This window comes from Pseudomonas mandelii (genome assembly GCF_002251635.1).
Lineage (GTDB): Bacteria > Pseudomonadota > Gammaproteobacteria > Pseudomonadales > Pseudomonadaceae > Aquipseudomonas > Aquipseudomonas mandelii_B.
This window is the reverse complement of the sequence record NZ_NMOJ01000052.1, coordinates 1-21297: the sequence shown is the minus strand read 5'-3', so window position 1 is coordinate 21297 and position 21297 is coordinate 1. Positions and strand designations below refer to the sequence as shown.

Annotated in this window: 17 protein-coding genes; 11 read left to right on the top strand and 6 right to left on the bottom strand. The window is 59.7% G+C overall.

What is annotated here, in order from left to right; translation table 11 throughout:
* Positions 1-108 precede the first annotated feature (108 nt).
* Positions 109-1503 (bottom strand): class II fumarate hydratase, encoded by a 1395-nt coding sequence (locus B7L09_RS08565; RefSeq protein WP_094468449.1) that lies wholly within the window; start codon positions 1501-1503, stop codon positions 109-111.
* A gap of 191 nt (positions 1504-1694) precedes the next feature.
* Between B7L09_RS08565 and B7L09_RS08560 the strand changes: the two genes are divergently transcribed.
* The 7 genes from B7L09_RS08560 (at position 1695) to B7L09_RS08530 (ending at position 9525) form a co-directional block, all read left to right on the top strand.
* On the top strand, positions 1695-2225 hold the full coding sequence (locus B7L09_RS08560; protein WP_094468448.1) for a DUF2059 domain-containing protein: 531 nt from the start codon (positions 1695-1697) through the stop codon (positions 2223-2225).
* A gap of 12 nt (positions 2226-2237) precedes the next feature.
* Positions 2238-2534, top strand: a complete 297-nt coding sequence (locus B7L09_RS08555; protein ID WP_094468447.1) for a BolA family protein — start codon at positions 2238-2240, stop codon at positions 2532-2534.
* A gap of 163 nt (positions 2535-2697) precedes the next feature.
* A complete protein-coding gene (gene trhO, locus B7L09_RS08550; protein ID WP_094468446.1) occupies positions 2698-3639 on the top strand; it encodes an oxygen-dependent tRNA uridine(34) hydroxylase TrhO in 942 nt (313 codons plus the stop codon).
* Between the two features lie 36 nt (positions 3640-3675).
* A complete protein-coding gene (locus tag B7L09_RS08545; protein WP_176457676.1) occupies positions 3676-4278 on the top strand; it encodes a DsbA family protein in 603 nt (200 codons plus the stop codon).
* A complete protein-coding gene (locus tag B7L09_RS08540; protein ID WP_094468444.1) occupies positions 4271-6088 on the top strand; it encodes an ABC transporter ATP-binding protein in 1818 nt (605 codons plus the stop codon). Before B7L09_RS08545 ends, B7L09_RS08540 begins: the two co-directional genes overlap by 8 nt.
* Before the next feature lie 135 nt (positions 6089-6223).
* Complete coding sequence (locus B7L09_RS08535; RefSeq protein WP_094468443.1) at positions 6224-8683, top strand: EAL domain-containing protein; 2460 nt, start codon at positions 6224-6226, stop codon at positions 8681-8683.
* Between the two features lie 80 nt (positions 8684-8763).
* A complete protein-coding gene (locus B7L09_RS08530; RefSeq protein WP_438269305.1) occupies positions 8764-9525 on the top strand; it encodes an iron-containing redox enzyme family protein in 762 nt (253 codons plus the stop codon).
* A 110-nt stretch (positions 9526-9635) separates the two neighbouring features.
* On the opposite strand, the gene B7L09_RS08525 is transcribed toward B7L09_RS08530, so the two are convergent.
* From B7L09_RS08525 to B7L09_RS08505, 5 genes are all read right to left on the bottom strand, one after another.
* On the bottom strand, positions 9636-10562 hold the full coding sequence (locus tag B7L09_RS08525; protein WP_094468441.1) for a GGDEF domain-containing protein: 927 nt from the start codon (positions 10560-10562) through the stop codon (positions 9636-9638).
* A gap of 374 nt (positions 10563-10936) precedes the next feature.
* Positions 10937-11677, bottom strand: a complete 741-nt coding sequence (locus B7L09_RS08520; RefSeq protein ID WP_094468440.1) for a YciK family oxidoreductase — start codon at positions 11675-11677, stop codon at positions 10937-10939.
* Positions 11678-11854: 177 nt separating this feature from the next.
* Entirely contained in the window at positions 11855-12526 is a 672-nt protein-coding gene (gene mupP / locus B7L09_RS08515; RefSeq protein ID WP_094468439.1) for an N-acetylmuramic acid 6-phosphate phosphatase MupP, read from the bottom strand.
* 4 nt (positions 12527-12530) lie between these two features.
* Positions 12531-13229 (bottom strand): bifunctional 2-polyprenyl-6-hydroxyphenol methylase/3-demethylubiquinol 3-O-methyltransferase UbiG, encoded by a 699-nt coding sequence (gene ubiG / locus B7L09_RS08510; RefSeq protein ID WP_094468438.1) that lies wholly within the window; start codon positions 13227-13229, stop codon positions 12531-12533.
* A gap of 62 nt (positions 13230-13291) precedes the next feature.
* The gene (locus B7L09_RS08505) at positions 13292-14623 is read right to left on the bottom strand and encodes a TRZ/ATZ family hydrolase (RefSeq protein WP_094468437.1); all 1332 of its coding nucleotides are present in this window, start codon (positions 14621-14623) and stop codon (positions 13292-13294) included.
* A 108-nt stretch (positions 14624-14731) separates the two neighbouring features.
* Between B7L09_RS08505 and mtnA the strand changes: the two genes are divergently transcribed.
* The 4 genes from mtnA to pheA all read left to right on the top strand — a co-directional run.
* The gene (gene mtnA / locus B7L09_RS08500; RefSeq protein WP_094468436.1) at positions 14732-15808 is read left to right on the top strand and encodes an S-methyl-5-thioribose-1-phosphate isomerase; all 1077 of its coding nucleotides are present in this window, start codon (positions 14732-14734) and stop codon (positions 15806-15808) included.
* 414 nt (positions 15809-16222) lie between these two features.
* Positions 16223-18886, top strand: coding sequence for a DNA gyrase subunit A (gene gyrA / locus B7L09_RS08495; protein WP_094468435.1), 2664 nt, complete (start codon positions 16223-16225; stop codon positions 18884-18886).
* A 237-nt stretch (positions 18887-19123) separates the two neighbouring features.
* Positions 19124-20209, top strand: coding sequence for a 3-phosphoserine/phosphohydroxythreonine transaminase (serC, locus tag B7L09_RS08490; RefSeq protein ID WP_094468434.1), 1086 nt, complete (start codon positions 19124-19126; stop codon positions 20207-20209).
* Positions 20209-21297 (top strand): prephenate dehydratase (pheA, locus tag B7L09_RS08485; protein ID WP_094468433.1); only part of this gene is annotated, 1089 nt, incomplete at its 3' end. The genes serC and pheA, both read left to right, overlap by 1 nt.

Below are 21297 nucleotides of genomic sequence, written 5' to 3'. Positions count from 1 at the left end.
GCAAGCCACGCTCCCACAGGTTTTGTGTCGGTCACAATTTCCGTGAACGATACGAAACCTGTGGGAGCTGGCTTGCCTGCGATGGCGGACTAACAGTCACCACTGGATTCAGCCCTTGGCGCCAGCTTCCAACATATTCTCCGGCCTTACCCACGCATCAAACTGTTCATCCGTCAGGTACCCCAGCTGCAACGCCGCCTCTCGCAAGGTCAGCCCTTCGCTGTAAGCCTTCTTGGCAATTTCCGCCGACTTGTCGTAGCCGATATGCGGGTTGAGCGCCGTCACCAGCATCAGCCCGCGCTCCAGGTGCTCGGCCATTTTCCCGGCGTCGGGCTCCAGGCCTGCCATGCAATGCTGCTGGAAGTTGCTGCAGCCATCGCCCAACAGGCGGATCGATTGCAGCAGGTTGTGGATGATCACCGGTTTGAACACGTTCAATTGCAAGTGCCCCTGACTCGCCGCAAAACCAATGGCGACGTCATTGCCCAAGACCTGGCAGGCCAGCATCGACAGCGCTTCACATTGGGTAGGATTGACCTTGCCCGGCATGATTGAGCTGCCCGGTTCGTTGGCCGGCAGTTTCACTTCGGCAAATCCGGCGCGCGGCCCGGAACCCAGCAGACGCAGGTCGTTGGCGATTTTCATCAGGGTCACGGCGAGGGTTTTCAGCGCGCCTGACAGGGTGGTCAGCGGCTCATGGCCGGCCAGCGCGGCGAACTTGTTCGGCGCGGTGACGAACGGCAGGCCGGAGAGGGCGGCCAACTCCGCAGCAATCGCTTCGCCAAAACCATGGGGCGAATTGAGCCCGGTGCCGACGGCGGTGCCGCCCTGGGCCAGTTCGCACACCGGGGGCAGGGCGCTGCGGATCGCGCGTTCGGCGTAATCCAGTTGGGCGATAAACGCCGAGAGTTCCTGGCCGAAGGTGATGGGCGTGGCGTCCATCATGTGAGTGCGGCCGGTCTTCACCAGCTTCATGTGCCGCGCCGCCAACTCGGCCAAGCCGCCGGAGAGTTCACTGATCGCCGGCAGCAAATGCTGCTGCACCGCCTGGGCGGCGGCAATGTGCATGGCGGTCGGGAAGCAGTCGTTGGAGCTTTGGGAGCGGTTGACGTGATCGTTGGGGTGCACCGGGCTCTTGCCGCCACGGGGTTTGCCCGACAGCTCGTTGGCACGGCCGGCGATGACTTCATTGGCGTTCATATTGCTTTGGGTGCCGCTGCCGGTCTGCCAGACCACCAGGGGGAATTGGTCGTCATGCTGGCCGTCGAGCACTTCATCGGCAGCCTGTTCGATCAGGCGGGCGATGTCGGCGGGGAGGTCGCCATTGCGGTCATTGACCCGCGCCGCAGCTTTCTTGATCAGGGCCAGTGCGTGCAGCACGGCCAGCGGCATGCGTTCGTTGCCAATCGCGAAATTAATCAGCGAGCGTTGCGTCTGAGCGCCCCAGTAGGCCTCATCCGGGACTTCCACCTGGCCAAGGCTGTCGGTTTCGATACGGCTCATGATGCACACTCCTGTAGGTCGATAGCGCAGTTTAGGCCGTGATCGCCGGCCGTGGTTCCATCAGTCTGGATTTTGACCGTTCAACCCCTCTAATTCAGGCCCTGCAAGGCTTGGGGTTGAGTGACACACTTTTTTAGGCGCAGAATGGTCGCCCTTGGGGTCTTACCTCGCCTGCTAGAAAAGGAAACTCGATGACTCGTCTTCGTGCCATCTGTACCGCGGTTGCTCTGGTTTGCGCCAGCGGCCAAGTGTTTGCCGATACCGCCAGCCATAACGCCAGTGCCGAAGCCTTCCTTACCCTGGCCCACGCTGACAAGCTGGGTACCCCGGTGTACATGCAAGTGCAGCAAATGTTCGCCCAGCGTTTCGAACAGACCAAGGCGCCTGCCGCCAAGCAGTCCGTACTGGACAGCTACCAGGCCAAGGCCAACGCTGCTCTGGACCAAGCCATTGGCTGGCCGAAGCTGAAGCCGGACATGGTCAAGCTCTACACCACCAACTTCAGCGAATCCGAGCTCAAGGACCTGGTTGCGTTCTACCAGTCCCCACTGGGCAAGAAAGTCCTGGAAAAAATGCCGCAACTGACCCAGCAATCGGCCCAGATGACCCAGGCCAAACTGGAAAGCGCCGTACCGGTGGTGAACAAGCTGCTGGCTGACATGACTAACGAGCTGGATCCTAAAGCCGGCGCTGCTGCTCCTGCTGCCAAGAAAAAGCCTTAAGCGGAGCCCGGTATGACCATGCAACAACGCATCGAATCGACGCTGGGTCTGTTACAGCCCGAGCATCTGCAAGTGCTGGATGAAAGCCACATGCACAGCCGTGGGTTGCAGACCCACTTCAAGGCCGTGCTGGTCAGCCAGCAGTTCGAGGGGCTTAACCGCGTCAAGCGCCACCAGACGGTCTATGCCACCCTGGGTGACCTGATGAGCGAATTTCATGCGCTGGCGCTGCATACCTACACGCCCGAAGAATGGGCGAAAATCGACGCAGCCCCGGCCTCGCCGACCTGCGCCGGCGGGCATAGCTGACGCAGGGNTTGCCCCCTCACCACAGTGGTTTGTGCCAAGCCTGCAACTCGCAGTCCTAAAACCACACCATTTTTGCTAGAATCCGCAACGCGCCGCTCACCCGGCGCGTTTTTTTTGCATCCGGTTCACCCCTTACGAGGGTAGCCACCTGGAGAGAACACCCATGACCCAACCGATTGTCGTGGCGGCACTGTATAAGTTCGTCACTCTCGAAGATTACGTCGCCCTGCGCGAGCCCCTGCTGCAGGCAATGGTCGACAACGGCATCAAGGGCACCTTGCTGATCGCCGAAGAAGGCATCAACGGCACCGTTTCCGGCAGCCGCGAAGGCATTGATGGCCTGATGGCCTGGCTGAAGAACGACCCACGCATGGTCGACATCGATCACAAAGAGTCGTACTGCGACGACCAGCCGTTCTACCGCACCAAGGTCAAGCTCAAGAAAGAGATCGTGACCCTGGGCGTCGAAGGCGTCGACCCGAACAAAAAGGTCGGCACCTATGTCAACCCACAAGACTGGAACGCNCTGATCAGCGACCCGGAAGTGCTGTTGATCGACACGCGCAACGACTACGAAGTGTCCATCGGCACGTTTGAAGGCGCGATCGACCCGAAGACCACCAGTTTTCGCGAATTCCCCGACTACATCAAAGCCAACTTCGACCCGGCCAGGCACAAGAAAGTCGCGATGTTCTGCACCGGCGGCATTCGTTGCGAGAAGGCTTCCAGCTTTATGCTCAGCGAAGGCTTCGATGAGGTCTACCACCTCAAGGGTGGCATCCTGAAGTACCTCGAAGAGGTGCCGCAGGCAGAGACCAAATGGCAGGGCGACTGTTTTGTGTTCGACAATCGCGTCACCGTGCGCCACGACTTGAGCGAAGGCGACTACGATCAATGTCATGCCTGCCGTACACCGGTGAGCGTAGAAGACCGCGCGTCCGAGCATTATGTGGCTGGCATCAGTTGCCCGCATTGCTGGGATAAGCTGCCGGAGAAGACCCGCCGCAGCGCCATTGATCGGCAGAAGCAGATCGAACTGGCCAAGGCGCGCAACCTGCCTCACCCGATCGGCTACAACTACAAGCAAACTCCTTCCGAGGCCTGACCCATGCCCGCGCGCCTGCTCTATGTGATGGACCCGATGTGTTCCTGGTGCTGGGGCTTTGCCCCGGTGGCGCAGGCGCTGGTTGAGCAGGCCCAGGCGGCCGGCGTGGAGCTGCACCTGGTGGTGGGCGGTTTGCGCACCGGCAGTGGCGCGGCGTTGGAGCCAACGACCCGGCGCTACATTCTGGAGCATTGGCAGGCAGTCACCGAGGCCACCGGCCAGCCGTTCAAGCGTGAAGGTGCATTGCCCGACGGTTTNGTCTACGACACCGAACCTGCCTGTCGGGCGTTGGTGACAGCACGATACCTGGCGCCGGATTGCGCGTGGAAACTGCTCGGGCTGATTCAACACGCGTTCTATGCCGAAGGCCGAGACGTCACCCACGCCAGTGTCCTGGTCGAATTGGCCGAGAAAGCCGGCCTGCCGCGCATCGAGTTTGCGGCCGCGTTTGACCGTGCCGATCAGCACGCCGCGACCGCTGCCGATTTCACCTGGGTCCAGGACCTCGGCATCGCCGGATTCCCAACGCTGTTGGCCGAACGTAATGGTCAACTGGCGTTGTTGACCAATGGTTATCAACCCTTGAGTGAATTGTCGCCATTGCTCGGCCGTTGGCTGGAGCGCGCTGCCTGTGCCTGACCTGCCCGATGACACGCCAGCTCCCAAGCGTGTCGATCGGCTGAGTTGGGCTGAAATCCGTCGCTTGGCCCTTCACCATAAAAAATCCCTGTGGATCGCCAATGGCGTCGCGGTGTTGGCCACCCTGTGCAGCGTGCCGATTCCGTTGCTGCTGCCGTTGCTGGTGGACGAAGTGCTGCTGGGGCATGGCGATTCCGCGCTGAAAATCATGAACCACGCGTTGCCGGAAGGCTGGCAGAAAGCGGCGGGCTACATCGGCCTGATGCTGCTGGTGACCTTGTTGCTGCGCTGTGGTGCCTTGCTGTTCAACGTGGTGCAGGCGAAGTTGTTCGCGGCGCTGGCCAAAGACATCGTGTATCGCATCCGCATACGGCTGATCGAACGGCTCAAGCGCATTTCNCTGGGCGAATACGAGAGCCTGGGCAGCGGCACAGTCACCACGCACCTGGTCACGGACCTGGATACGCTGGATAAGTTTATCGGCGAAACCCTCAGTCGATTCCTCGTGGCGATGCTGACGCTGGTCGGCACCGCCAGCATTCTGATCTGGATGCATTGGAAGCTGGCACTTCTGATCATGTTGTTCAATCCGCTGGTGATCTACGCCACGGTACAGCTGGGCAAGCGCGTCAAACACTTGAAGAAGCTTGAGAACGACAGCACTTCGCGCTTCACCCAGGCCCTGACCGAAACCCTCGACGCCATCCAGGAAGTGCGTGCCGGCAATCGCCAGGGGTTTTTCCTTGGGCGCCTTGGCCAGCGNGCCCGGGAAGTACGCGATTACGCGGTGAACTCGCAGTGGAAGACCGATGCGTCGAACCGCGCCAGTGGCTTGCTGTTCCAGTTCGGCATCGATATTTTCCGCGCGGCGGCGATGCTCACCGTGTTGTTTTCCGACCTGTCCATCGGTCAGATGCTCGCGGTGTTCAGCTACCTGTGGTTCATGATCGGCCCAGTGGAGCAACTGCTCAATTTGCAGTACGCCTATTACGCCGCCGGCGGTGCGCTGTCGCGGATCAACGAGTTGCTGGCTCGCGCCGATGAGCCGCAGTACCCCGGCGGTGTCGATCCGTTTCAGGGGCGGGACACCGTGGGCATCGAAGTTCAGGGCTTGAGTTTCGGATACGGCGACGAGTTGGTGTTGAACCAGATGGACCTGTCCATCGCGCCCGGTGAAAAAGTGGCGATCGTCGGTGCCAGCGGTGGCGGCAAGAGCACCCTGGTGCAGTTGCTACTGGGGTTGTACACGCCCCTTGCCGGGACCATCCGCTTCGGTGGCTCGACCCAGCAGGAAATCGGNCTTGCGACCATTCGCGAGAACGTCGCCGTGGTGCTGCAACACCCGGCGCTGTTCAATGATACCGTTCGCGCCAACCTGACGATGGGCCGTATACGTAGCGACGAGGCCTGCTGGCAGGCGCTGGAAATTGCCCAACTGAACCAAACGGTTCGAGAATTGCCTGATGGCCTGGACAGCATCGTCGGGCGTTCCGGCGTCCGTTTGTCCGGTGGCCAGCGGCAACGGCTGGCGATTGCGCGGATGGTGCTGGCCGAACCTAAGGTGGTGATTCTCGACGAGGCCACCTCGGCGCTCGACGCTGCCACCGAATACAACCTGCACCAGGCGCTGGCGCGGTTCTTGAGCAACCGCACCACGCTGATCATTGCGCATCGGTTGTCGGCGGTGAAACAGGCCGATCGGGTGCTGGTGTTCGACGGCGGGCAAATTGCCGAGGATGGTGACCATCAGCAGCTGATTGCCGAAGGTGGGTTGTACGCCAAGCTTTATGGCCATTTACAGCAGCATTAGTGACAGTTCGCGCCAGGTTGACGGCAAGAGTACGCAAAATATGGCCATTGGCTTGCCGGGAGCGAATACGCACCCTAGTCTAGCTGTAGCGATCACTTTGGATGATGATCTGGCAGTGCTAATGCAAGGGACCTCATGAAGCAAAAGCGGACTCTCGGAACCCCCAGGTTATTGGGCATCGTCTGGCCATTTATTGCCGTAGTGCTATTTCAAGCGCTATTGGGCGGGGTCAGTCTCTATGTGCTTTCGGCAGTTCGCGGCTATGTGGCCGGGGAGAGCCTGTGGTCGAAGGGCCAGAAAGACGCCATCTATTACCTCAATCTCTACGCGGACAGTCGCGACGGGGCCATTTTCCTAAAGTACCAGAACGCCATTGCCGTCCCCCAGGGGGGCCACGAGCTGCGTGTGGCGCTGGATCACCAACCACCGAATATCGAAGCCGCACGGGTGGCGATTCTCAAGGGTGGCAATCACCCCGACGACGTCTCAAGCGTAATCTGGCTGTACCTCAATTTCAGGCATTTCAGTTACCTTGAAAAAGCCATCGACCGCTGGACGGTGGGTGACGCATACCTGGTACAACTCGATGACGTGGCGCAAGAGATGCACCAGCGTATTACCGAAAATCAGGCGTCGGACGCCGACATCAAGCGCTGGAAAGACCAGATTTTTGCAATCAACGATGGTGTGACGCCAGCCGCCACAGCCTTCAGCGATGCCTTGGGCGAGGGGTCGCGCTTGATTCTGCGCCTGCTGCTGGTCACGAACCTGGCCACGGCCCTGGGCTTGATTGCATTGGCCCTGATGCGTACCCACAAACTGCTCAAGCAGCGCCATGCCTTTGCCGAGGCCTTGCAGTTGGAGAAAGACCGGGCGCAGATCACCCTGCAATCCATTGGCGACGGGGTGATTACCACTGACGTCGACGGAGCCATCGCCTACATGAACCCGGCCGCCGAGGCACTCACCCACTGGAAAGGCGAGCAGGCCATCGGCTTGCCGCTGGCAGCCTTGTTCAATCTGCTGGATGACAACGCTCAGGCTGACGGTTTTACCTTGATCGAGCATATTTTGAGCGGTCAGCTCAGCGGCGGCAGCGAGCATTCCAAACTGATCCAGCGCCTCGATGGCAGCACCGTCTCGGTCACCCTGGTCGGGGCACCGATCCGCAACGCCGACAAGGTCAGTGGCGCCGTGCTGGTGTTGCATGACATGACTCAGGAGCGCCAGTACATCGCCAATCTGTCCTGGCAGGCTACCCACGACGCCCTGACCGGGCTGGCCAATCGTCGCGAGTTCGAGTATCGCCTGGAACAGGCGCTGCACAACCTGACCCGATACTCCGGGCGCCACGCCTTGATGTTCCTCGATCTGGACCAGTTCAAACTGGTCAACGATACCTGCGGCCATGCGGCGGGGGACGAACTGCTTCGGCATATCTGCGCGCTGCTGCAATCAGGCTTGCGCGAAGGTGACACCCTGGCCCGACTGGGCGGTGACGAGTTCGGGATTTTGCTGGAAAACTGTCCGCCGGAAGCAGCCGAGAAAATTGCCGAGAGCCTGCGCCATACCGTGCAGAACCTGCATTTTGTGTGGAAAGGCCGGCCATTCGTCACGACGGTGAGCATCGGGATGGTTCATGTCGCGCAAACCCCGACCACCCTCGAAGCTTCGCTACGTGCTGCTGATATGGCCTGTTACATGGCCAAGGAAAAAGGGCGTAACCGTGTTCAGGTGTATAACGCCGATGATTCGGAACTGTCCCTGCGTTTCGGTGAGATGGCATGGGTACAACGCCTGCACATGGCCCTGGAAGAGGATCGCTTTTGCCTCTACTCCCAGGAAATCGCGCCCCTTGGACACACCGAACACGGCGGCGGGCATATAGAAATCCTGTTGCGTCTACATGATGAAGCCGGGCGCATGATATTGCCGGACAGTTTTATTCCGGCAGCCGAACGTTATGGCCTGATGACCGCACTTGATCGTTGGGTGGTGCAGAACGTCTTCAAGATCATTGCCCAATGTATTGCCGAAGAGCGCAAAGGTCCTTTGGCCATGTGTGCGATTAATCTGTCAGGCACTACTATCGGAGATGACGCGTTTCTGGACTTCCTGAGGGAACAGTTTGTTGTTTGGGCCATTCCACCTGAAATGATTTGTTTTGAAATTACAGAAACCAGTGCCATTTCAAATCTGGGAAGTGCAATTAGATTTATCAATGAACTCAAAGGTTTAGGTTGCCACTTTTCGTTGGATGATTTTTGCGCCGGGATGTCCTCATTCGCTTATCTGAAACATTTACCTGTAGACTTCCTGAAGATCGATGGAAGTTTCGTAAAGGATATGCTGGACGACCCGATTAACCGCGCCATGGTCGAAGTGATCAATCACATCGGCCACGTCATGGGTAAACGCACCATTGCCGAGTTTGTAGAAACACCCCAGATCGAGCAGGCATTGCTGGAGATCGGGGTCGACTTCGCTCAAGGGTATGTCATTGAACGCCCGCATCTGTTTACCTGCGATAGTTTGCAAAGTCGTCCTGCCAGGCCTCAACCTTTGTTATTCAAGGCGCCCGGCACATTCCGCTGAAANCTNTTGCTGGTCTGTACAATCACACTTAAAAAAGGAGCCCTACAGTGATCGACACATTCAATCGAACCGGCCCGCTTATGGAAGCCTCAAGTTACCCAGCCTGGGCGCAGCAATTGATCCAGGACTGTAGCGAGAGCAAGCGCCGGGTTGTCGAACACGAACTGTACCAGCGCATGCGTGATAACACGCTCAGCGCAAAAACAATGCGTCAGTACCTTATTGGTGGCTGGCCGGTCGTTGAACAGTTCGCGTTATATATGGCACAAAACCTGACCAAGACTCGTTTTGCCCGCCACCCAGGTGAAGACATGGCGCGTCGTTGGTTGATGCGTAACATTCGTGTCGAACTTAACCATGCCGATTATTGGGTCAACTGGAGCCGGGCCCATGGTGTCAGCCTGGAAGACTTGCAGGCGCAACACGTTGCCCCTGAGCTTCACGCCTTGAGCCACTGGTGCTGGCACACCAGCTCGGCCGATGCGTTGATCGTGGCGATTGCCGCGACCAACTACGCCATCGAAGGTGCGACCGGAGAGTGGTCGGCATTGGTCTGTTCCAATGGTGTCTACGCGGCAGCGTTCCCGGAGGAAGATCGCAAGCGGGCCATGAAGTGGTTGAAGATGCACGCCCAGTACGACGACGCACACCCTTGGGAAGCCCTGGAAATCATCTGCACACTGGCGGGCATGAACCCGAGCAAATCCCTGCAAGTGGAATTGCGCGAGGCTGTCTGCAAGAGCTACGACTACATGCACCTGTTCCTGGAGCGCTGCATGCAGCTGGAACATTCGGAAAAGGCTCCGGTCGCGCGTGAGCGCATGGCATTGGCCGAAAGCTGATCCATAGGTAATACAGGCAAAAAAATGTGGGAGCGAGCCTGCTCGCGATAGCGGACTATCATTCGTGAGCAAGCCCGCTCCCACATTAGTTATGTGGCTCAGCTGAAGTTTTAACCCGCCATGGCCAACCGGTTACGCCCTTCGCGCTTGGCGACATACAGCGCGCTGTCGGCCCGACGCAACAAACTATCGGCAGATTCACCGGGCAGCAGGGTCGAGCAACCCAGGCTGACCGTCAGTTCGATCATATTGCCATCGGCCTTGTAGTTCTGCGCCTGCGCCGCAAACCGTAGTCGTTCGCCGACCATGGCAGCGGCTTCCCGACTGGTGTTGGACAGCAGGATCAGAAACTCTTCGCCACCAAACCGGAACACCATGTCCACATTGCGCAGCTGGTTCTTGATCGAGGCTGCGACGCCCTTGAGTACGTCATCGCCCGCACTGTGGCCGAAATTATCGTTCACGTTTTTGAAGTGATCGATGTCCAGCATCAGCAGTGACAACGGCATCAAGTGGCGCCGCGACATCTCGATTTCACGCTGCAAGGTCTGGTCCATGGCGATGCGGTTGCCGGTATCGGTCAACGGATCGCGCAATGCACTTTGCGTCGCCGCGCGGTAGAGCAGGGCGTTACGCATCGGGAACAGCAAAGCGGACAACAACGATTCCAGATTGCCTTGTTCGTTTTCGCTGAATCGCTGATTGCGGCGGAACACCAGTTCACCCAGGTTCTCGCCTTCATGACTGAGGCTATAGGACACTGAATGATGGCCGCGCTGACCGAACTCCAGCCGCAAGTCACTGGCCGGGTGCTGATAATTCAGCGCATCCAGCGGCACGAGGCGCTGAATCTCGCGGAAGAAAAGTCCGAGGATGCGTTGTGGCTCAAGACTGGTTTGCAGCTGCTGGCCGAGTTGCTGGCGCAATTGTGCAAGGCTGAATGGCCGCTCCAGAATGGGAGGTTGCTGACCAAANCCCAGGCGTTGCAATTTGGCACTGTCGAAGTCAATTGCGTTGGTCTGGGNNGGTGATTTCATATGGCGTGAGCCCCTAAGCAGTAAGGCTGTCTTACAGGCTGGGTGAGAGCGGCTTTGGGCTGCGCGTCATACTGGTCCATCAGTCCCGTAGGACATTTGGCGCAAGTTTAGTCCGCTTTGCCGAAGATTAGTAACCTATCGACTGAGGCGTCTGCCCGATTGCTTTCACACGGCGTGTCTGAGCAAATTTAGAGCGAAAGTCATGCCAATGAGTTCATTTTGATTAAAAGCTTTCAAAATCAACATTTTGAAAAATTTTTCGTGAGTTACTGCCGGATAGGGTGACGGCGATTTGACTGAAACGGCTGCAGTTACGACACACTTTGAGCGCCGCGCCGGGAACCCGGCGCGATACAAAAAGCGACGTGCGGTTGTTACTGAGCGTTGAAAGCCTGGCCATTGATGCCCGCACTGTCCGGACCCATCAGGTACAGGTACACCGGCATGATCTCTTCCGGCGCCGGCCTTTCCATCGGGTTTTCACCGGGGTACGCCTGGGCGCGCATGCTGGTGCGTGTTCCGCCCGGGTTGATACTGTTGGAGCGCACCGCCGCCACGTCCTCCAGCTCGTCGGCCAGGGTTTGCATCAGGCCTTCAGTGGCAAACTTCGACACGCCATAAGCGCCCCAGTACGCCCGGCCCTTGCGCCCGACGCTGCTGGAGGTGAACACCACCGACGCATCCTGGGACAGCTTGAGCAGCGGCAGCAAGGTGCTGGTCAGCATGAACATGGCGTTGACGTTAACGTGCATGACGCGCATGAAGTTTTCGCCGGACAGCTGCTCGATCGGCGTGCGCGGACCAATGATCGACGCGTTATGCAGCAAACCGTCGAGGTGGCCGAACTCGGTTTCGATCATCGCGGCCAGCTCGTCGTATTGATGAGGCAGGGCAGTTTCCAGGTTGAACGGTATCACTGCGGGTTGTGGATGCCCGGCGGCTTCGATCGCGTCGTACACCTCGGCCAGGTTGGCTTCGGTCTTGCCCAGCAACAGCACGGTTGCGCCATGGGCTGCGTAGGTTTTCGCAGCCGCAGCGCCAATGCCGCGACCTGCGCCGGTGACCAGGATGACCCGGTCCTTGAGCAATTCAGGGCAGGCGGAATAATCAAACATAAAAAACCTCGACTAAAACAAAAACAGATCGCGGCGCGGCCATCGCGGGCAAGCCCACTCCCCCAAGGATTGAAGGTGTTCACACATTTCGTATCCACCAACAAAACCCTGTGAGAGCGGGCTTGCCCGCGAAGGCGTCAGCATTCACACCACATCCCCAGAGACTGGAACCAGCTCTCAACAGCTGCAGAGGGCGCTATCCAGCACCTTGCGCAACTCCAGTGGATGATCCACCACCACATCCGCCCCCCAATGCCGCGGGTTGTCGTCGGGGTGGATGTAGCCGAACGTGACCGCCGCAGTGCGGGTGCCGGCGTCACGGCCGGACTCGATATCGCGCAGGTCATCGCCCACAAACAACACGCTGGCCGGGTCCAGGTTGAGCATCTTGCACGCCAGGATCAGCGGCTCCGGGTCCGGCTTGCTGTTCTTCACGTGGTCCGGGCAGATCAGCAGCGCCGAGCGCTCGGCCAGGCCCAACTGCTGCATGATCGGCTCGGCAAAGCGCAGCGGTTTGTTGGTGACCACGCCCCAGACCAGCTTGGANTTCTCGATGTCGGCCAGCAGTTCGCCCATGCCGTCGAAGAGTTTGCTGTGAACCGCGCAATCCTTGAGGTAACGCTCAAGGAACTCCAGGCGCAGCTCTTCAAAGCCCGGGGATTCGGGGTCCATCGAGAAGGTCACGGCGACCATCGCCCGCGCACCGCCGGAGATTTCATCGCGGATGTGCTGGTCGTTGATCGGCGCCAGGCCGCGGTCGGCGCGCATGGCCTGGCAGATCGCGATGAAGTCCGGCGCGGTGTCCAGCAAAGTACCGTCCATATCGAAGAGAACCGCTCGCAACTTCACAGGCTTACTCCTCGCGCAGAGTCTGGATCATGTAGTTGACGTCCACGTCACTGGCCAGCTTGTAGTGCTTGGTCAGCGGGTTGTAGGTCAGGCCGATGATGTCTTTGACGGTCAGCCCGGCCTGACGGCTCCAGGCACCCAGCTCGGACGGACGGATGAATTTCTTGAAGTCGTGGGTGCCACGCGGCAGCAACTTCATGATGTATTCGGCGCCGATGATCGCGAACAGGTAGGCCTTGGGGTTGCGGTTGATGGTGGAGAAGAACACCTGGCCGCCCGGCTTGACCATNNNGAAGCAGGCGCGGATGACCGAGGACGGGTCCGGTACGTGCTCGAGCATCTCAAGGCAGGTGATCACGTCGAACTGCTCGGGCATTTCCTCGGCCAGGGCTTCGGCGGTGATCTGGCGGTATTCCACGCTCACGCCGGATTCCAGTTGGTGCAACTGGGCCACGGCGAGCGGGGCTTCGCCCATGTCGATGCCCATGACGGTGGCGCCGCGCTGGGCCATCGCTTCGCTGAGGATGCCGCCGCCGCAACCGACGTCGAGCACCTTCTTGCCGGCCAGGTTGACGCGTTCGTCAATCCAGTTGACCCGCAGCGGGTTGATGTCGTGCAGGGGTTTGAACTCGCTTTCGCGGTCCCACCAGCGGTGGGCCAGGGCTTCGAATTTAGCGATTTCGGCGTAGTCGACGTTGCTCATGGTTTAAATCCTCTAAAACTTGAAAAATCCTGTTGCCCCGGAATTCAGTCCGGGGGGGCTTACTATTCGGTGTGGCCGCTGATGCGTTGACCCCAGGCCTTGGCGGTGGCGCAGAGCTGCTCCTCGTCCAGGCGAGTCAGGCGACGGTCGTCGAGCAATTGTTTGCCGGCGACCCATAGGTGTTTCACACAATCGCGTCCGGTGGCATATATAAGCTGTGAGACCGGATCGTAGATCGGTTGTTGCGCCAGGCCCGACAGGTCGAACGCCACGATGTCCGCGGCTTTGCCGACTTCCAGCGAGCCGGTTTCAGCCTCGATCCCCAGCGCACGGGCGCCATTGAGCGTGGCCATGCGCAGNGCGCGGTGGGCATCCAGCGCGGTGGCCGAGCCGGCGACCGCCTTGGCCAGCATCGCGGCGGTACGGGTTTCGCCGAGCAAGTCGAGGTCATTGTTGCTGGCCGCGCCATCGGTACCGATGGCGACATTGACGCCGGCCTGCCATAGACGCTCGACCGGGCAGAAGCCGCTCGCCAGCTTGAGATTCGATTCCGGGCAATGGATGACGCTGGTGTTGCTTTCTACCAGCAAAGCCAGGTCATCCTCGCTGATTTGGGTCATGTGTACGGCCTGGAAGCGCGGGCCGAGCAGGCCGAGGCGACCCAGGCGCGCCAGTGGGCGTTCACCGGTCTGCTCGACGGCCTGCTGCACTTCGAAGGCGGTTTCGTGCACGTGCATGTGAATCGACGCGTCGAGTTCTTCGGCGATCACCCGGATTTTTTCCAGGTTCTCATCGCATACGGTGTAAGGCGCGTGGGGCCCGAAGGTGATCTTGATGCGCGGGTGGTGCTTGAGGTCGCCGAACAGTTCTACGCCCTGGCGAATGGCCTCGTCGGCACTGCTGGCGCCGGGAATCGGGAAGTCGAGGATCGGAATGGCGATCTGTGCGCGAATGCCACTGTTATGGACACGTTCGCTGGCAACCTTCGGGAAGAAATACATGTCAGAGAAGCAAGTGATGCCACCTTTGATCTGCTCGGCGATCGCCAGGTCGGTGCCGTCTCGGACGAAGGCTTCATCGACCCATTTGGCCTCGGCGGGCCAGATGTGCTTTTCCAGCCAGGTCATCAGCGGCAGGTCGTCGGCCAGGCCGCGAAACAGGCTCATTGCCGCGTGGCCGTGGGCATTGATCAAACCGGGGCTGAGCAACATGTCCGGCAACTCACGTACTTCGGTTGCGTTAAGCTTCAGCGCAGCCGCCCGTGGGCCGATAAACACGATACGCCCATCGCGAATACCGATGCCGTGCTCTTTGAGGACAACACCAGCGGGTTCGACGGGTACCAGCCAGGTCGGCAGCAATAACAGGTCGAGCGCAGCGGCAGTGTTCGGCATCGAGGGTCGGTTCCAGTGCTTTTGTAAAAGATGGCGAAGTATACCCGAGCGTCCTGGCTGGCGGATCGCTATAATCCGCGGCTTTTGTTCATGAGTGCGGGGTAAGGGATGCGCGACCGACTGTTAGCTGCGGAGAAAGTGAAGGCCATCGATTGGCGTGATGGCGCACTGCACCTGCTCGATCAGCGTGCCTTGCCGTTCGAGGAAACGTGGATCGCCTACACCAGCGCCGCAGGCGTGGCCGAGGCCATTCGTTCGATGGTAGTGCGCGGCGCGCCGGCCATCGGCATCAGTGCGGCTTATGGCATCGTGCTGGCGGCTCGCGCCCGGTTTGTCGAGGGTGGCGACTGGCAGGCGGCGCTGGAAGAGGATTTCGCCCTACTCGCCGATTCCCGTCCGACCGCGGTCAATCTGTTCTGGGCCCTGGGCCGCATGCGCGAGCGGCTTGAGCGCCTGAAGCATCACGCCGATCCGCTGGCCGTGCTTGAAGCGGAAGCCATCGCCATCCATGAAAGTGATCGCGAAGCCAACCTGACCATGGCGCAACTCGGTGTGGACCTGATCCGCAAGCACCAGGGCAACGCGCAAGCGATCCTGACCCACTGCAACACCGGCGCCCTGGCCACCGGCGGTTTCGGCACCGCGTTGGGGGTGATTCGCGGGGCCTTTATCGAAGGCATGGTCGAGCGCGTCTACGCCGACGAAACCCGCCCATGGTTGCAAGGTTCGCGATTGACTGCGTGGGAGTTGGCCAATGAAGGCATTCCCGTGACTGTCAACGCCGACTCCGCCGCCGCGCACATCATGAAAACCAAGGGCGTGACCTGGGTGATCGTCGGCGCAGACCGGATCACCGCCAANGGTGANGTGGNNANCAAGATCGGCACGTATCAACTGGCGGTGAACGCCATGCACCACGGCGTGCGCTTCATGGTGGTGGCGCCGAGTTCGACCATCGACATGAACCTGGCCAGCGGCGACGAGATTCCTATCGAAGAGCGCGATGGCCGCGAGTTGCTGGAAGTCGGCGGCAAGCGGGTCGGGGCGGAGGTTGATGCGTTCAACCCGGTGTTCGACGTGACCCCGGCGGACCTGATCGATGCGATCGTCACCGAAAAAGGCATCGTCGAGCGCCCGGACACCGCGAAAATGGCGCAATTGATGTGTCGTAAGCGGCTGCATTGATGATCTTTGGCGCCTGATCAATTGCTATCGCGGGCAAGCCCGCTCCCACAGGATTTGCGAGCACAACAGAACCTTGTGGGGGCGGGCTTGCCCGCGATTAGGCCCGCAAAGCCAATAAAACTGCCTGAATTGTGCATTCGGCAACCCTCTAAGCCTCTCTCGTCCCCTTTCAGCCTGCCACCAGTCAACTAACTACACTCCATGCGCATCTGGGGGATAGGTGCGTGGCGGCNATTGTGATAACATCCGGCGTTTTCCGAGGCAGTCCCACGGGGTTGTCTTTACTGCGCAAATCCATGGTTCAACTTGNTGATTTGTCGTAAGTCGTTGTCAGGCACTCTGCCGGCAGCGGCGAGCTTCGTTCGTCCCATAGGATGTGACGAGGTTTCACCCGAAAAAGGAATCAGGCTTCTCATGGGCGAACTGGCCAAAGAAATCCTCCCGGTCAATATCGAAGACGAGCTGAAACAGTCCTACCTCGACTACGCGATGAGCGTAATTGTCGGTCGGGCACTGCCTGATGCGCGCGATGGCTTGAAGCCCGTGCACCGGCGTGTGCTGTTCGCGATGAGCGAGCTGGGTAACGACTGGAACAAGCCGTACAAGAAATCTGCCCGTGTTGTCGGTGACGTGATCGGTAAGTATCACCCTCACGGCGACACTGCGGTGTACGACACCATCGTTCGGATGGCCCAGCCGTTTTCCCTGCGCTACCTGCTGGTAGACGGCCAGGGCAACTTCGGTTCGGTCGACGGCGACAACGCTGCGGCCATGCGATACACCGAAGTGCGCATGACCAAGCTGGCGCACGAGCTGCTGGCCGACCTGCATAAAGAAACCGTGGACTGGGTGCCGAACTACGACGGCACCGAAATGATCCCGGCGGTCATGCCAACCCGTATTCCGAACCTGCTGGTCAACGGCTCCAGCGGTATCGCCGTGGGCATGGCCACCAACATTCCGCCGCACAACCTCGGTGAAGTCATCGACGGTTGCCTGGCCCTCATCGACAACCCTGAGTTGACCGTCGATGAGCTGATGCAATACATCCCCGGCCCGGACTTCCCGACCGCCGCGATCATTAACGGTCGCGCCGGTATCATCGAAGCCTACCGTACCGGTCGCGGCCGTATTTACATGCGCGCCCGCTCGATGATCGAAGACATCGACAAGGTCGGTGGCCGTCAGCAGATCGTCATCACCGAACTTCCTTACCAGCTGAACAAGGCGCGTCTGATCGAGAAGATCGCCGAGCTGGTTAAAGAGAAGAAGCTGGAAGGCATCACCGAACTGCGTGACGAGTCCGACAAAGACGGTATGCGCGTGGTGATCGAGCTGCGTCGTGGCGAAGTGCCTGAGGTGATTCTCAACAACCTCTACGCCCAGACCCAGCTGCAAAGCGTGTTTGGTATCAACGTGGTTGCACTGATCGACGGCCGCCCGCGCATCCTGAACCTCAAGGATCTGCTGGAAGCCTTCGTGCGTCACCGCCGCGAAGTCGTGACCCGCCGTACCGTGTTCGAACTGCGCAAGGCCCGCGAGCGCGGCCACATCCTGGAAGGCCAGGCGGTTGCACTGTCGAACATCGACCCGGTTATCGCACTGATCAAGGCTTCGCCGACCCCGTCGGAAGCGAAAGAAGCGCTGATCAAGACTGCGTGGGAATCTTCCGCCGTGGTCGCAATGGTCGAGCGTGCCGGTGCTGACTCTTGCCGTCCAGAGACCCTCGACCCGCAATACGGTCTGCGCGAAGGCAAGTACTTCCTGTCGCCGGAACAGGCCCAGGCCATTCTGGAACTGCGTTTGCACCGCCTGACCGGCCTGGAGCACGAGAAGCTGCTGGCCGAGTACCAGGAGATCCTCAACCAGATCGGCGAGCTGATCCGCATCCTCAACAGCGCCGTGCGCCTGATGGAAGTGATCCGCGAAGAACTGGAAGTGATCCGCGCCGAATACGGCGACGTGCGCCGCACTGAAATCCTGGATGCCCGTCTCGACCTGACCCTGGGTGACATGATCCCGGAAGAAGAGCGCGTCGTGACCATCTCCCACGGTGGCTACGCCAAGACCCAGCCTTTGGCTGCGTACCAGGCCCAGCGTCGTGGTGGTAAAGGCAAATCGGCTACTGGCGTTAAGGATGAGGACTACATCGCTCACCTGCTGGTCGCCAACAGCCACACCACGCTGCTGCTGTTCTCCAGCAAAGGCAAAGTGTACTGGCTGAAAACCTACGAAATCCCGGAGGCCTCGCGTGCCGCCCGTGGTCGTCCATTGGTCAACCTGCTGCCGCTGGACAGTGATGAATACATCACCACCATGCTGCCGGTCGATGAGTACACCGAAGGTCACTTCATCTTCATGGCCACCGCCAAAGGCACCGTGAAGAAGACCCCGCTGGAATCCTTCAGCCGTCAACGCAGCGTGGGCCTGATCGCCCTGGAGCTGGACGAAGGCGACGTGTTGATTTCTGCCGCTATCACCGATGGCGAGCGTGAAGTCATGCTGTTCTCCGACGGCGGCAAAGTGACGCGCTTCAAGGAATCCGACGTTCGCGCCATGGGCCGTACTGCCCGCGGTGTACGCGGCATGCGTCTGCCGGAAGGGCAGAAGCTGATTTCGATGCTGATCCCGGAAGAAGGCAGCCAGATCCTCACCGCTTCGGCGCGTGGTTATGGCAAGCGCACCGCCATCAGCGAGTTCCCGGAGTACAAGCGTGGCGGCCAAGGCGTTATCGCCATGGTCAGCAACGATCGCAACGGCCGTCTGGTCGGTGCGGTCCAGGTGCTCGATGGCGAGGAGATCATGCTGATTTCCGACCAGGGCACTCTGGTGCGTACGCGCGTGGCTGAAGTGTCGAGCCTGGGGCGTAACACCCAGGGCGTGACGCTGATCAAGCTGGCCAGCGACGAAACCCTGGTAGGCCTGGAACGGGTNCAGGAGCCGTCGGAAGTCGAAGGCGAAGAGCTCGAAGGCGAAGAGGGTGAAGAAGGGGTAGTGTTCGACGGTGAAGTCGTGATTGACGACGTTGTCGAAGACCAGCAACTCGACGCCGCAGCCGACGAAGAGCCACAGGAGTAAGTGGACAAACAGGGGGCGGATGAAAATTCGCCCCCTTGTTGTTTGTCCCGTATGAAAATTTGCAACACTGCACATCCCTGTAGGAGCGAGCTTGCTCGCGATGGCGTCAGATCAGACAGTATTGAGATTGCTGATCCACCGCAATCGTCGGAACGCCGCCCGGAGCAAGCTCGCTCCCACATCGACCGATGTGTTGAATCAAGATTATGTGGTCACCAAATCAGAGCGAGATTGGATGTGAGCAAGAGAGCCTATAACTTCTGTGCCGGTCCTGCGGCGCTTCCTGAAGCAGTCCTGCAGCGCGCGGAGGGTGAACTCCTCGACTGGCATGGAAAAGGCCTCTCCGTGATGGAAATGAGCCATCGCAGCGATGAGTTCGTGTCCATTGCCACCAAGGCCGAGCAGGATCTGCGCGACTTGCTGGACATCCCCTCCAACTATAAAGTGCTGTTTCTGCAAGGTGGCGCCAGCCAGCANTTTGCCCAACTGCCGCTGAACCTGCTGCCGGAAGGCGGCACTGCCGACTATATCGACACCGGTATCTGGGGCCAGAAGGCCATTGAAGAGGCCTCCCGTTACGGTCATGTCAATGTGGCGGGCACCGCCAAGCCTTACGACTACTTCGCCATTCCGGGTCAGAACGAGTGGAAGTTGTCGAAGGATGCGGCCTACGTTCACTACGTAGCGAACGAAACCATCGGCGGCCTGGAATTCGACTGGGTGCCTGAAGTGGGTGACGTTCCGTTGGTGTGCGACATGTCCTCGGACATTCTCTCGCGCCCGATCGATGTGTCCCAATACGGCATGATCTACGCCGGTGCGCAGAAGAACATCGGCCCGAGCGGTATCCTGGTCAACATCATCCGTGAAGACCTGCTGGGTCGTGCGCGCTCGCTGTGTCCGACCATGCTCAACTACAAGGTCGCGGCCGATAACGGTTCGATGTACAACACCCCGCCAGCGTTTGCATGGTATCTCTCGGGCCTGGTGTTCGAGTGGCTGAAAGAGCAGGGCGGCGTGGCTGCCATGGGCAAGCTTAACGAAGAGAAGAAGCGCACGCTGTACGACTTCATCGACGCCAGCGGCCTGTACAGCAACCCGATCAACCTGACCGACCGCTCGTGGATGAACGTACCGTTCCGCCTGGCTGACGACCGTCTGGACAAGCCATTCCTGGCCGGTGCCGATGCGCGCGGCTTGNTGAACCTCAAGGGTCACCGTTCCGTGGGCGGCATGCGTGCCTCCATCTATAACGCCGTCGACATCGTTGCGGTCAACGCACTGGTTTCGTACATGGCAGAGTTCGAAAAGGAACACGGCTAATGTCTGAGCAAGAACTCAAGGCCCTGCGCGTACGCATTGACAGCCTGGATGAGAAAGTCCTGGAGCTGATCAGTGAGCGCGCGCGGTGCGCCCAGGAAGTAGCACGGGTAAAAATGGCCTCACTGGCTGAAGGCGAAGTGCCGGTGTTCTACCGGCCTGAGCGCGAAGCCCAGGTGCTCAAGCGCGTAATGGAGCGCAACCAGGGCCCGCTGGGCAACGAGGAGATGGCGCGGTTGTTCCGTGAAATCATGTCCTCGTGCCTGGCCCTCGAACAGCCACTGAAAGTGGCTTACCTCGGCCCTGAAGGCACCTTCACCCAAGCCGCCGCCATGAAGCACTTCGGCCACGCCGTGATCAGCAAGCCAATGGCAGCGATCGACGAAGTGTTTCGTGAAGTGGCGGCCGGTGCGGTGAATTTTGGCGTGGTGCCGGTGGAAAACTCCACCGAAGGCGCGGTCAACCACACCCTTGACAGCTTTCTCGAACACGACATGGTCATCTGTGGCGAAGTCGAGCTGCGGATCCACCATCACTTGCTGGTGGGCGAGAACACCAAGACCGACAGCATCAGCCGGATCTATTCCCACGCTCAATCGCTGGCTCAATGCCGTAAGTGGCTGGACGCGCATTACCCGAATGTCGAGCGCGTGGCGGTGTCCAGCAACGCCGAAGCGGCCAAGCGGGTCAAGGGTGAGTGGAATTCGGCGGCGATTGCCGGCGATATGGCCGCTGGCCTGTATGGCCTGACGCGCCTGGCCGAGAAAATCGAGGATCGCCCGGACAACTCCACGCGTTTCCTGATGATCGGCAGCCAGGAAGTGCCGCCGACCGGCGACGACAAGACTTCGATCATCGTCTCCATGAGCAACAAGCCCGGTGCGCTGCATGAGCTGCTGGTGCCGTTCCACGATAACGGGATTGACCTGACGCGAATCGAGACACGCCCTTCGCGCAGCGGTAAATGGACGTATGTGTTCTTTATCGACTTCGTCGGCCACCACCGCGACCCACTGGTTAAAGGCGTANTGGAAAAAATCAGTCAGGAAGCCGTGGCACTCAAGGTGCTGGGTTCTTACCCGAAAGCCGTT